Source organism: Streptomyces sp. NPDC002446, assembly GCF_053595675.1.
Genome location: NZ_JBSFYC010000132.1, coordinates 1 through 10738 on the forward strand (window position 1 = coordinate 1; position 10738 = coordinate 10738).

Annotated in this window: 13 protein-coding genes and 6 tRNA genes; 10 read left to right on the forward strand and 9 right to left on the reverse strand. The window is 72.5% G+C overall.

Going from position 1 to position 10738, the window contains the following annotated elements:
* Positions 1 to 88: 88 nt before the first annotated feature.
* Positions 89 to 1441, reverse strand: coding sequence for a protein kinase domain-containing protein (locus ACWD6P_RS36295; RefSeq protein ID WP_451448489.1), 1353 nt, complete (start codon positions 1439 to 1441; stop codon positions 89 to 91).
* 622 nt (positions 1442 to 2063) lie between these two features.
* Here ACWD6P_RS36295 and ACWD6P_RS36300 point away from each other — a divergent pair.
* From ACWD6P_RS36300 to ACWD6P_RS36310, 3 genes are all read left to right on the forward strand, one after another.
* Positions 2064 to 2273 carry a hypothetical protein gene (locus tag ACWD6P_RS36300; protein ID WP_451448490.1) on the forward strand — a complete coding sequence of 70 codons (210 nt, stop codon included), beginning with the start codon at positions 2064 to 2066 and terminating at the stop codon, positions 2271 to 2273.
* A 224-nt stretch (positions 2274 to 2497) separates the two neighbouring features.
* Positions 2498 to 3496 (forward strand): phosphotransferase family protein, encoded by a 999-nt coding sequence (locus tag ACWD6P_RS36305; RefSeq protein ID WP_451448491.1) that lies wholly within the window; start codon positions 2498 to 2500, stop codon positions 3494 to 3496.
* 75 nt (positions 3497 to 3571) lie between these two features.
* The gene (locus ACWD6P_RS36310; protein WP_451448492.1) at positions 3572 to 3850 is read left to right on the forward strand and encodes a TFIIB-type zinc ribbon-containing protein; all 279 of its coding nucleotides are present in this window, start codon (positions 3572 to 3574) and stop codon (positions 3848 to 3850) included.
* 47 nt (positions 3851 to 3897) lie between these two features.
* Here ACWD6P_RS36310 and ACWD6P_RS36315 read toward each other — a convergent pair.
* The 5 genes from ACWD6P_RS36315 to ACWD6P_RS36335 form a co-directional block, all read right to left on the reverse strand.
* A tRNA-Val gene (locus tag ACWD6P_RS36315) sits at positions 3898 to 3969 on the reverse strand.
* 34 nt (positions 3970 to 4003) lie between these two features.
* Positions 4004 to 4075 (reverse strand) — tRNA-Val (locus ACWD6P_RS36320).
* 23 nt (positions 4076 to 4098) lie between these two features.
* A tRNA-Val gene (locus ACWD6P_RS36325) sits at positions 4099 to 4170 on the reverse strand.
* Position 4171: 1 nt separating this feature from the next.
* Positions 4172 to 4245 (reverse strand) — tRNA-Cys (locus tag ACWD6P_RS36330).
* 35 nt (positions 4246 to 4280) lie between these two features.
* Positions 4281 to 4353 (reverse strand) — tRNA-Gly (locus ACWD6P_RS36335).
* A gap of 177 nt (positions 4354 to 4530) precedes the next feature.
* Between ACWD6P_RS36335 and ACWD6P_RS36340 the strand changes: the two genes are divergently transcribed.
* Genes ACWD6P_RS36340 through ACWD6P_RS36350 form a run of 3 tightly spaced genes read left to right on the forward strand, consistent with a single transcriptional unit; the run spans position 4531 to position 7285 of the window.
* On the forward strand, positions 4531 to 5598 hold the full coding sequence (locus ACWD6P_RS36340) for a chorismate-binding protein (protein WP_451448493.1): 1068 nt from the start codon (positions 4531 to 4533) through the stop codon (positions 5596 to 5598).
* Entirely contained in the window at positions 5595 to 6419 is an 825-nt protein-coding gene (locus ACWD6P_RS36345) for an aminotransferase class IV (protein ID WP_451448494.1), read from the forward strand. Before ACWD6P_RS36340 ends, ACWD6P_RS36345 begins: the two co-directional genes overlap by 4 nt.
* 35 nt (positions 6420 to 6454) lie before the next feature.
* The gene (locus ACWD6P_RS36350) at positions 6455 to 7285 is read left to right on the forward strand and encodes a GNAT family N-acetyltransferase (RefSeq protein ID WP_451448495.1); all 831 of its coding nucleotides are present in this window, start codon (positions 6455 to 6457) and stop codon (positions 7283 to 7285) included.
* Positions 7286 to 7304: 19 nt separating this feature from the next.
* Here the strand turns inward: ACWD6P_RS36350 and ACWD6P_RS36355 are convergent, their stop codons facing one another.
* A complete protein-coding gene (locus ACWD6P_RS36355) occupies positions 7305 to 7826 on the reverse strand; it encodes a DsbA family protein (protein WP_451448496.1) in 522 nt (173 codons plus the stop codon).
* Positions 7827 to 8006: 180 nt separating this feature from the next.
* Here ACWD6P_RS36355 and ACWD6P_RS36360 point away from each other — a divergent pair, with 180 nt between their 5' ends.
* Positions 8007 to 8468, forward strand: coding sequence for a hypothetical protein (locus ACWD6P_RS36360; RefSeq protein WP_451448497.1), 462 nt, complete (start codon positions 8007 to 8009; stop codon positions 8466 to 8468).
* Positions 8469 to 8536: 68 nt separating this feature from the next.
* Positions 8537 to 8692, forward strand: coding sequence for a hypothetical protein (locus ACWD6P_RS36365; protein ID WP_384428953.1), 156 nt, complete (start codon positions 8537 to 8539; stop codon positions 8690 to 8692).
* Between the two features lie 33 nt (positions 8693 to 8725).
* Here ACWD6P_RS36365 and ACWD6P_RS36370 read toward each other — a convergent pair whose 3' ends face one another.
* Together ACWD6P_RS36370 and ACWD6P_RS36375 are read right to left on the reverse strand one after the other, a co-directional pair.
* Positions 8726 to 9292: a CGNR zinc finger domain-containing protein gene (locus ACWD6P_RS36370; RefSeq protein ID WP_451448498.1), complete on the reverse strand. Its 567-nt coding sequence runs from the start codon at positions 9290 to 9292 to the stop codon at positions 8726 to 8728.
* Positions 9293 to 9520: 228 nt separating this feature from the next.
* Positions 9521 to 9934: an SsgA family sporulation/cell division regulator gene (locus tag ACWD6P_RS36375; RefSeq protein ID WP_003959770.1), complete on the reverse strand. Its 414-nt coding sequence runs from the start codon at positions 9932 to 9934 to the stop codon at positions 9521 to 9523.
* Between the two features lie 189 nt (positions 9935 to 10123).
* Between ACWD6P_RS36375 and ACWD6P_RS36380 the strand changes: the two genes are divergently transcribed.
* Together ACWD6P_RS36380 and ACWD6P_RS36385 are read left to right on the forward strand one after the other, a co-directional pair.
* Complete coding sequence (locus tag ACWD6P_RS36380; RefSeq protein WP_451448499.1) at positions 10124 to 10555, forward strand: TIGR02611 family protein; 432 nt, start codon at positions 10124 to 10126, stop codon at positions 10553 to 10555.
* Positions 10556 to 10603: 48 nt separating this feature from the next.
* Positions 10604 to 10675 (forward strand) — tRNA-Val (locus ACWD6P_RS36385).
* The last annotated feature ends 63 nt before the right edge of the window (positions 10676 to 10738 follow it).

Consider the following 10738-nt stretch of genomic DNA (forward strand, 5'->3'; position numbering starts at 1 on the left):
ACCGCCATCTGGCACAACTGGACCGCAGGCACACCAGCCAAACGCTCACTGATCGCGTACGACCACTGAAGACATCGGACTCAATCATCTAGGGGTTCTGTTCCCCCACCCCGTAGGGCCCGCCCCCGCCCTCATACGCCGCCGCCGGCGCCGGGTGCTCCGCCCCCAGCCCGCGAGCCGGGCCCTGGCACCCCTGGGCCGCTGCGATACCGAGTGCCACCAGCAGCGTCACCACCACGAACACGATGACCCGCTGACGCAGCAGCCGCCGGTCGGGGCCGGGTCGCCGCCCGCCCGAGGCCGTACGCACCGGCGTACGCGAACCGTTTCGCCCCGTGGGCCGCGAGACCGGACCGCGACGCGCGTTGCGCCCGCCGGTCCGCGGGCCGTTCCCCGCGCCCGACGCCGGACCGGCCGGCCGGGACACGGAGTCCCGCGGCGCCGCGGGACGGGACATGTGCGGACGCGGCGAGGGCGTGCCCGCCGTCCCCCGCTCGGTGCGCTGGCGCGCGTACTCCTCGGCCCGCTGGCCCGTCGGGCGGTCCGGCGGACGGCGCTCCGCCCGGCCCCAACCCGACCCGCCGCCGGCGCCGTTCTCCAGCGGCCCACCGGACAGACCGTGCGCCTCACGGGCCGCGATCTCCTTGAGCCGCAAGGACAGCGACAGCGTGCTGGGGCGGTCCGCCGGGTCCTTGGCCAGGCACGACGCGAGCAGCGGCGCCAACGCGTCCGGCACCCCGGCCAGCTGCGCCTCCTCATGGACCACGCGGTAGAGCATGACCTCCGAACTGCCCTGCCCGAAGGGGGAGTCCGCGGTGCAGGTGTACGCCAGGGTCGCGCCCAGCGCGAAGATGTCGGTGGCCGGCGTCACCGCCGCCCCCCGCACCTGCTCCGGCGCCAGAAAGCCCGGCGAGCCGACGGCCGTACCGACGTGCGTCAGCGTGCTGGCGCCCGTCGCCCAGGCGATGCCGAAATCGATGATCCGCGGGCCCTTGGGCGACAGCAGAATGTTGGACGGCTTCAGATCGCGGTGCACCACACCCGCGTCGTGCACGGCCAGCAGCCCCTCGGACAGCGCGGCCCCGATCGAGGCGACCTGCGCCGGGGACAGCGGCCCCTCCGCATTGACCTTGTCGTGCAGCGAGGGCCCCGGTACGTACTGGGTGGCGAACCAGGGGCGGTCGGCGTCGAGATCCGCCGCCACCAGGCGGGCCGTGCAGCCGCCGCGGATCCGGCGGGCCGCCGAGACCTCGCGTGCGAACCGCGAACGGAACTCCTGATCCTCCGCCAGATCCGGCCGGATCACCTTCAGCGCCACCCGCTGCCCGCGCTTGTCCGAACCGAGATAGACCACGCCCATCCCGCCCGCGCCGAGCCGTCGGTGCAGCCGGAACGTCCCGACGACACGCGGGTCCTCGCGTCGGAGCCGCATCATCGCCATGTCCGTCCCCTACCTGCGGTGGGGAAGACCCCTCCGCTGCCAACCGTCTGACGTGGCACAGCTTACGGATTGACGGCTCACTGTGCTGATAGGCCGCGCATGCGTCGGCGACCGGATTGTCGGTGGCCGGTGCGATCCTCGAACTGCGGCAGCAAACCGGCCGCCGCATGGCCAGAATCCCCCTGCACGGCCCCAAAGGTCCGATACGCAAGGGAGATTGACGCAACGCCAGGTGACCGGTCAGGTGGGGCGGGTGATGCCGGGGAGGCGTCCGGAGCGGCGGAAAGCGCGGCGGGAGGAGCGCACGGCGGGGGCGGGACGGTGCCGCACGGGGGAGCGTCAGACGTGAGCGAGGTCACTCCGGGGTCACCCATGAGGGGGCTGGTGGGCCGGCCGCCACGAAGGCCCCCTGGGGGATGTCCCCCAGCTCCCGGCGCCCCTCTCTCCACCCAGGGGAGTAGACGAGACGCCGTCCCGTCATCCTCCTGGATGCCGCCGAAGCGGTACGACGGCATGACGCCCCCGGCCCGCCGCGTGCCTAGTGTTGTCTCCAAGCGGCGGGCGCAGCACTCGTCCCCCGAGGTCAGACGCCCGCCGCTCCAGCCACGACGGGAGCGGGACGATGGATCGGACCTCAGGACGGACGGCGCTTCGGGCGCAGGGGCGCAGGCTCGCCTCGGCGCTCGGCGGCCACCAGTCCTCCGGTACCCGCCATCCCCTCGTCGCGGTGGCCATGGTGCTGCCGCTGGCGATCGTTCTCGCCGTGGTCTTCGGCGGCTGGGAAGCCGTCATCACACAGGCGTCGTCCGTGGCCGGAATGCTGGGGCGCTGAGCGGCGCCCCAGGCCCGGGAGAGCGGCCCGGGACGGGGACATCCGGCAAAAACCCCGTGGGGACGGGGGTGCGGCGGACGGCACGAGAGGCCGGGCATCTGGGGAGATGCCCGGCCTTCGCGCACTTCGGCCCCGCCGCCCGGCCCGCACCGCGCGTACGATCCCAGGCCGGGCCGCACCCACGCGCACCACCCCGGTGCACCCGGCCCCGGGGGAGGGCAACGATGACCGCACCACCACCAGGCCACCTCGCCGCCCTGACCGCCCTGGCCGCGGCATCCGACCCGGCCGCCACCCCCGAAGTAATCGCCCACCGCCCCGACGGCACCGTCGTCCGCAGCGGCCGTACGGTCGCCAAGGCCCACGCCCCCGACGCCGACCCGCACGACCTGACCGCCCGCCTGCGGATCGCCGCCCACCCCCTCCTGCGCGGCATCCTGCTGCCCCCGCTCCCGGTCACCGCCCCCGACGGCCTCCTCACCCACACCGACGACGGCCGCGCGCTCACCCGCTGGCCGTACGGCAGCCCGGTCCCGCCGGACGACCCGGACGCCGCCCCCTGGGAGGACGCCGCCCGGCTGCTGGCCCGCCTGCACGCCATAGACCCGCGCCAACTGCCCGGCCCCGTCCCGCCGATGCGCGGCCCCGCCAAGGCCGCCCGCGCCCTGGCCCGCATGCACAGCGCCCGCCCGCTCCCCGCCCCGCGCACACCGGGACCCGGAAACCTCCCCGCGGCCGCCGCGGTCACCGCCCGCGCCTGGCGCCTGCTGCCGCCCTGGGCCAGGGGCGCGGCCCCGCCGCCGCGCACCGGCCACCTCTGCCACGGCGATCTCCACCTGGGCCAGCTCGTCCGGCACCCGGCCGCGCAGGGCCCCTGGCTCCTGATAGACATCGACGACCTGGGCCTGGGCGACGGAGCCTGGGACCTGGCCCGCCCCGCCGCCTGGTTCGCCACCGGCCTGCTCGCGCCGGACATCTGGACGCGCTTCCTGGCCGCCTACCGCGCCGCGGGCGGCCGCGCCGTACGCCCCGACGGCGACCCCTGGCCCGACCTGGAGATACCCGCCCGCGCCCTGACCGTGCAGACCGCCGCGCTCGCCGTCGCCAAGGCGGCCGCCGCGGCCCGCCCCCTGGACGAGACCGAGTCCGCGGTCATCGACGCCTGCGCCCGGATGACTTCCCTGCCGCCGCAGTTGGGGCCTGCCGCCCCCGTCGTAGGGTGAACACCTTGCCGCCGGGAGGCCGTTCGGGCGGCGCCGCCAAGAGCGGCACGGAACGCGACAGGAGTTGAGCCGACGATGCAGTGTCCCAAGTGCCATGCACCGATGCAGACGTACCAGCGCAACGGCGTCCAGATCGAGCAGTGCGCCGGCTGCCGGGGGATCTTCCTGGACTACGGGGAGCTGGAGGCGCTGACCCGCCTGGAGGCGCAGTGGGTCCAGCAGGCCCCGCCGCCGCCCGCCCCGCAGGCCTACCCCGCCGCCCCGGCCTGGGGAGCCCCGCATCAGGGCCACCACGGCCACCATGGGCACCACGGCCACCACCGCGGCTTCGGCCACATGCTGTTCTCGTCCTGAGAACGCCTGAGGGCCGGAGCACATTGCTCCGGCCCTCAGGTTCGGTGTGGACGATACTGGGATTGAACCAGTGACCTCTTCCGTGTCAGGGAAGCGCTCTCCCGCTGAGCTAATCGTCCTCGGGACCGCGGATCACGAAGATCCGCAGCTGCGTGCGCGATACTGGGATTGAACCAGTGACCTCTTCCGTGTCAGGGAAGCGCTCTCCCGCTGAGCTAATCGCGCGGGATCCGGCGGAGCCGGACCAGTGGACGATACTGGGATTGAACCAGTGACCTCTTCCGTGTCAGGGAAGCGCTCTCCCGCTGAGCTAATCGTCCTTGGAGGTGGAGACGGGATTTGAACCCGTGTAGACGGCTTTGCAGGCCGTTGCCTCGCCTCTCGGCCACTCCACCAGGAGTGAGGGGGTTCGGGAAGATCCCCCACATCGAGCGGACGACGAGACTCGAACTCGCGACATCCACCTTGGCAAGGTGGTGCTCTACCAACTGAGCTACGTCCGCAGGTGTCTCTCCCAGACTACGTCCGGAAGCTACTCCGCCTCCGGGGCGCTTCCGCGTCCCGGCGACGTGTTGAACTCTAGCGGATTCCGGGGCCAGTACAAAAACGCGTTTGTGCAGCGTGCTGCGCTGCTCGCTCGGCACAGGCGCGCTACGGGCCCCCGCCATAGACTCGCTGACGTGCACGACTTCGCTCCCATGGCCCGCTTCGGCGGCCTGATAGCCACCGGTCTGCGGGATGTGACCAGTGATCCCGCGGCCCTGGACTCCACGGGCTGGTGGGCGGTGGCCGCCGACTTCGAGGGCTCGGTGGTCTGCGCCCGCTTCGCCGACGTACGGCCCGCCACGCCCGCGGACGCGCCCGCCCCCGACGGCTGGTGCGGCCCCGCGCCCACCGCCTGGACCAGCTCCCTGGACCGCGCCGCCTATACAGGCGGCGTACGGCGCATCCGTGAACACATCGCGGCCGGCGACGTCTACCAGGTGAACCTCTGCCGGGTGCTGACCGCGCCGCTGCCCGACCCCGCCCGCACCGACGTGGACGCCCTCTCCGCGGTGCTGGCCCGCGGCAACCCCGCCCCGTACGCCGGCACGATCCGGCTGCCCGACCACGGCGTCGAGATCGCCAGCGCCTCCCCGGAGCTGTATCTGCGGCGCGACGGCCGCACCGTCTCCTCGGGACCGATCAAGGGCACCGGCCGGACCGCGGCCGACCTCTCGGACAAGGACCGGGCGGAGAACGTGATGATCGTGGACCTGGTCCGCAACGACCTCGGCCGGGTCTGCGCCACCGGTACGGTCACCGTCCCGGCACTGTGCGCCGTCGAACCCCACCCCGGCCTGGTCCACCTCGTCTCCACCGTGCGCGGCGAGCTCGCCGAGGCCAACGAGAAGACCGCCTGGGCGGACCTGCTGGACGCCACCTTCCCGCCCGGATCGGTCACCGGCGCCCCCAAGTCCAGCGCGCTGCGGATCATCGACGAACTGGAGACCGCCCCCCGCGGCCCCTACTGCGGAGGCATCGGCTGGGTCGACGCCGACCGCCGCACCGGCGAGCTCGCCGTCGGCATCCGCACCTTCTGGCTCGACCGCACCCCGCCCGCAGGGCCGGTACTCCGCTTCGGCGCCGGTGCCGGGATCATCTGGGACTCCGATCCGGAGCGGGAGTGGGCCGAGACCGAGTTGAAGGCCGGCCGACTGCTCGCGGTAGCGTCGGGGCTGCACGAGGTGAGCGGAGGAAAGCGATGAAGATCTGGCTCGACGGGGCACTGCGGGACGCCGAAGGCGCCCGGGTCTCGGTCTTCGACCACGGGCTGACCGTCGGCGACGGCGTCTTCGAGACCATCAAGGCCGACCACGGACGCGCCTTCGCCCTCACCCGCCACCTGGAGCGCCTGACCACCTCCGCCCGCGGCCTGGGCCTGCCCGACCCCGACCTCGACGAGGTAGGGCGCGGCTGCGCGGCCGTCCTCGACGCCAACCCGATGCCGCTGGGCCGGCTGCGGATCACCTACACCGGCGGCGTCTCCCCGCTCGGCTCGGACCGCGGCGAGGCCGGCCCCACGCTGGTCATCGCGCTCTCCGAGACGCGGCGCCGCCCCGACACCACCGCCGCCGTCACCGTCCCCTGGACCCGTAACGAACGCGGCGCGCTCGCCGGGCTGAAGACCACCTCGTACGGCGAGAACGTCGTCGCGCTGGCCCGCGCACGCGAACAGGGCGCCTCGGAGGCGCTGTTCGCCAACACCGTCGGCGCGCTCTGCGAAGGCACCGGCTCCAATGTCTTCGTCGTCCTGGACGGCGAACTGCACACCCCGCCGCTGCACTCCGGCTGCCTCGCGGGCATCACCCGCGCCCTGACCGTCGCCTGGGCCGGCGCCAAGGAGACCGATCTGCCGCTGGACGCCCTGGAGCGGGCCGAGGAGATCTTCCTGACCTCCACCCTGCGCGACGTCCAGGCCGTCACCCGGATCGACGGCCGCCAACTGGCCGACACCCCGGGCCCGGTGACCGCGGAAGCCATGCGGATCTTCGACGAGCAGTCCGCCGCCGACTTCGATCCGCGGTGATGACGGGCCCGCACCGGGGCGAGTAGAAAGTCCTCGTGACCACTACGCTGCGCCCCGCGGGACCGGAAGAACGACACGACGACGGCACCCGGGCCCGTCGGTACGACGTCTGTGTCAACAGCCGCCGGGTCGGCGGGATCCAGCTGACGACCGACGCCCGGTTCGGGCCGACGGCCGGCCGGATCGCGCACCTGGCCATCGACGCGGCGGACCGGCACCGCGGCCGGGCCACCGTCGCCGCGCTCGCCGCCGAGGAGGTGCTGCGCGGCTGGGGCTGCCGGCAGATCGAGCTGACCGTCCCGGCCGAGGCCGAGGCCGCCCTGCGGCTCGCGGCGGCGCTGGGCTACACCGAGCGCAGCCGCACGATGAGCAAGCCCCTCGCCGGGCCGCCGGACCTGCCGCAGGGCAGCCTCGACCGGCCGCTGAGCGAGGCGGAGTACCCGGCCTGGCGCCAGGCCGCACTCGCCGAGTACGTCCGTACCCAGACGGGACAGGGGATGTCCCGCGCCCGCGCCGAGGAGACCGCGCTGGCGGGCCACCGCGCGCTGCTGCCGGACGGCGCACAGACGCCCGACACGGCGCTGCGGATCCTCCTCCACGACGGCGCGGAGGTCGGCAGCGTCTGGGTCGCGCTGCGGATGCCGGGGCAGCCGGGCGGCTATGTCGTCGATGTCCACGTGGCACCCGCACACCGCGGGCGCGGCCACGGCCGCACGCTCATGCTGGTCGCCGAGCGCGAGAGCCTGGGCGCGGGCCGCGCCGTCCTCGGCCTGAACGTCTACGCGGGCAACGCCCCGGCCCGCGGCCTGTACGACTCACTGGGCTACCGCCCCACGTCGTACCTGCTGTGGAAGCCGATCCTGTGAGCGGATGAGCGGAGACCGCTCAGTCCCGCCCGTCCAGCAGACGGTCGGCGATCTCCTCGATACGGGCGCGCAGCCCCTCCTGGCTCTTGCCCCCGTCCAGCCGCTCGCCGTCGATCACATACGTCGGGGTGCCGGTCACCCCGATGGCCTTGCCCTCGGCCTGGTCCGCGTCGACGACCAGCAGATGCCGCCCGTCGATCAACGCGGTGTCGAGCTCCTCGGCGTCCAGGCCCAGCTCCCCGGCGACCTCCAGCAGCAGCTTCCCGCCGCGCTTGCCGAGCTCCTCGGTGCGCGCCAGCACCGCCTCGACGTACGGCCAGCCCTGCCCCTGCTCCATGGCCTCCTCGGCGGCCTGCGCGGCCAGGTAGGCGTGCTGGTGCTTCGCCAGGGGGAAGTGGCGCAGGCGGATGTCCAGCCGGTCGCCGTAGCGCTCGCGCAGCGCCCGCAGGTCCGTGAGGGCGGTGTGGCAGTCCGGGCACTGCAGTTCGCACCAGACGTCCAGGACGGGGCGGGCGGGCGTGGCGGAGGTGGCGTCGTTCATGGGGCCAGTCTTCCAGTCCGGCGCGGGCCGGCCGAACCGGGACCTGCGGAGGAGGATGACCCGGAGATGTCCCCGAGATGTCCCTGAGGACGTGCCGGAACATGGCCGACGGGGCGTGGGACAGGGCAGGATGGAAGGGAGCAGGGCGCCTGCTCGCCCATCCACCGGCAGGAGGACCGGATGCTGACCTCGACCGTCTGCGCCGCGGTGTCGGCAGCGGGCCTGGGCATCGCCGCGCTGACGGCGTACCGCAAGAGGTTCCTGGCTGCGACCCGCATCGCTGCCTTCTCGCTGATCCCCATCGGCCTGGTGATGACCGGCGTCATCGACTGGGTCACCGGCATCGTCTTCAAGCCCGCGGTCTGGGCCGGTTTCGGTCTGCTCGCGCTCTCCGCCCTGCTGTTCATGATCACCAGGGGTGTGGAGCGCCGCAGGGGCGGGATCGGCGGTCGCAGGGAGCGCAAGTCCGCGGCGGCCTCCAAGCCCGACGCGGTGGCGCCGGCCGCCTCCGTACCGTCCCTCGGCGCGGGCGGCGGGGCGGCCCGTCCGGCCGCCAAGGGGAAGGCGGCGCAGGGCAGGGACAGCGCACCGAAGGATGACTTCTCGGACATCGAAGCGATCCTGAAAAAGCACGGGATCTGATGAACTACCGCTGCTGAGCCGCCTATTGGGCGTAGTCAGACGATCATCTGCGTCATGATGCGCGCGAGATGAACGATGAGTGCGCCCTCGCCCAAGACGACGCCCCGTCCGCCGAACCGCGCGGTTGCCTGTTCGCGCTGTCCCAGCCGCCGCTGATGCTCTTCCTCGCCGTCATCGGCTTCCTGCTGCTTCTCGGTGCCGTCCACGACCTCTTCATCCTGTGAGGCCGGTGGTGCGGCGCCGCGCCACGGCGGGCCTCAGCCCGCTGCCTCCCGCCGCCGTGCCCGGTAGGCCGCGACATGCAGGCGGTTTCCGCAGGTGCGGCTGTCGCAGTAGCGGCGTGAGCGGTTGCGGGAGAGGTCGACGAAGGCGTGCCGGCAGTCCGGTGCCTCGCAGTACCGCAGCCGCTCGCGCTCGCCGGCGACGACGATGAAGGCCAGCGCCATCCCGCCGTCCGCGGCCAGGTGGTCGGCGACCGACGCGCCCGGTGCGAAGTAGTGGACATGCCAGTCGTACCCGTCGTGGTCGGTCAGCTGCGGTGTGGTGCCCGCCGAGGCGACCAGCGCATTGAGCCGCTCGGCCGCGGTGCGGTCGTCCCCGGCCGCGAAGACCTCGGCGAACCGCGCGCGGACCGCCCGTACGGCCGCCAGGTCGCCCGGGTCCAGCGCGCCCACATCGCTGACGTCGTTGCGCCGTACGAAGTCCTCCAGGGCCGCGAGGTCGGTCAGGCTGTCCGGAGCGCCGGGCGCTTCGCCCTCCGGAGCGGTGTTGAGCAGGTCGACGACCGCGCCCAGCGCACACCGGGTGTCATGGGTGATCATCACGGTTCCGCTCCCTGGCAGGGTGGGGCCGGACGGGTGCCGCCCCCGGGTGTCGTTGGCGAATGGTCGCCGACTCTAGCGCCTCGAACAAGCTTCAGCGCCGTCTCCGCGGTGGGTCCGCGGCGACGACGCCGAAGTGTGCCGTATGAACTTGTCGGTCCTGCGCCGTCTCCCCGAGTCGGACGGTCGCAAGTGTGAGCGGGTGGGTGCTTTGGGTAACCGTTCTGCGTCTCAGCTCTCCGCAAGGATGTGGGAGAGCTCGGTGTCGAGATCGAAATGCCGGTGCTCCGTACCGGGCGGTACGGCGGCATCGGTCCTTTTGAGGAACGACTCGAGGGCCCGTGCGGGCGCCTCGAGCAGCGCCTCGCCTTCCGGGGAACTCAGGGCGATGCAGACAACGCCCTGCCCGTGGCTCCGGGACGGCCATACGCGGACGTCTCCGGTGCCGGTGGGCCGGTGCAGCCCCTCGGCGAGGAGGTCGCGGGCGAAAACCCACTCGACGGTCTCCTCGGCTCCGGTATGGAAGGTGGCATGCACGGCATAGGGATCGGCCGTGTCATACCGCAGGCCCGCGGGTACAGGCAGTGAGGACTCGCTCGACACAACGAGGCGCAGGTGCAGCTCGCAGCTGACCGTGGTGTTCATAAGCGCCAGGGCCTTTCGCTCAGTGTGCGCTCGGGGATTCGCACGTCGGCGAAATCGACATGCCACCTACGGTGCCGTTGTAAACCCCTCTGACGGTTTTGCCTGGTTTCAGGTACCTCTTACGGCGGATTGCGAGATCGTCCTCGACGGTAATTCCGCGGAGCCATCCCGTCCGGTAAGTTTGGCGGTATGAATACGCAGAGTAACGGGGGGCCGGGAGTCGTCGAGGAGGATGCCGTGCCGGCCGAACAGCCACTTGGATCGCGGGCACCGCACTTCATCAAGCGCTCCCGGCCGCTGCACATGAGCTGGCAGGTCGGAGTCTTCGTCGTCGGTCTCGCGGTGGTCGTGGCCGGCGTGATCATGCTGCCGCTGCCGGGGCCCGGCTGGCTGGTGATCTTCGGCGGTATGGCGATCTGGGCGACGGAATTCGTCTGGGCCCAGCTGGTGCTGCGGTGGACCAAGCGAAAGGTCACCGAAGCGGCCCAGAAGGCGCTCGACCCCAAGGTGCGCCGCCGCAACATCATTCTGACCACCATCGGCGTGGTCGTCATCGCGGCGCTGCTCGCGGTCTACGTGTGGAAGTTCGGCTTCGCCATGCCCTGGAACGTCTCCGAGTGACATGGTCAAAAGTGCCCGCCGACGTGGGGTAATGTTGGCGGTGCGCCCGGGCGATTAGCTCAGTGGGAGAGCGCTTCGTTCACACCGAAGAGGTCACTGGTTCGAACCCAGTATCGCCCACCCGGGACGACGGCCCGGAGACTCCCAATCACCCGGCCGTCCGACTTGTTTGGCGTGTTCGGA

Coding starts and splice junctions, on each gene's coding strand:
- ACWD6P_RS36295 (WP_451448489.1), bottom strand. CDS start 1,441: ATGGCGATGATGCGGCTCCGACGCGAGGACCCGCGTGTCGTCGGGACG.
- ACWD6P_RS36375 (WP_003959770.1), bottom strand. CDS start 9,934: ATGAACACCACGGTCAGCTGCGAGCTGCACCTGCGCCTCGTTGTGTCG.
- ACWD6P_RS36380 (WP_451448499.1), top strand. CDS start 10,124: ATGAATACGCAGAGTAACGGGGGGCCGGGAGTCGTCGAGGAGGATGCC.
- ACWD6P_RS36360 (WP_451448497.1), top strand. CDS start 8,007: ATGCTGACCTCGACCGTCTGCGCCGCGGTGTCGGCAGCGGGCCTGGGC.
- ACWD6P_RS36355 (WP_451448496.1), bottom strand. CDS start 7,826: ATGAACGACGCCACCTCCGCCACGCCCGCCCGCCCCGTCCTGGACGTC.
- ACWD6P_RS36310 (WP_451448492.1), top strand. CDS start 3,572: ATGCAGTGTCCCAAGTGCCATGCACCGATGCAGACGTACCAGCGCAAC.
- ACWD6P_RS36300 (WP_451448490.1), top strand. CDS start 2,064: ATGGATCGGACCTCAGGACGGACGGCGCTTCGGGCGCAGGGGCGCAGG.
- ACWD6P_RS36345 (WP_451448494.1), top strand. CDS start 5,595: ATGAAGATCTGGCTCGACGGGGCACTGCGGGACGCCGAAGGCGCCCGG.
- ACWD6P_RS36305 (WP_451448491.1), top strand. CDS start 2,498: ATGACCGCACCACCACCAGGCCACCTCGCCGCCCTGACCGCCCTGGCC.
- ACWD6P_RS36365 (WP_384428953.1), top strand. CDS start 8,537: ATGAACGATGAGTGCGCCCTCGCCCAAGACGACGCCCCGTCCGCCGAA.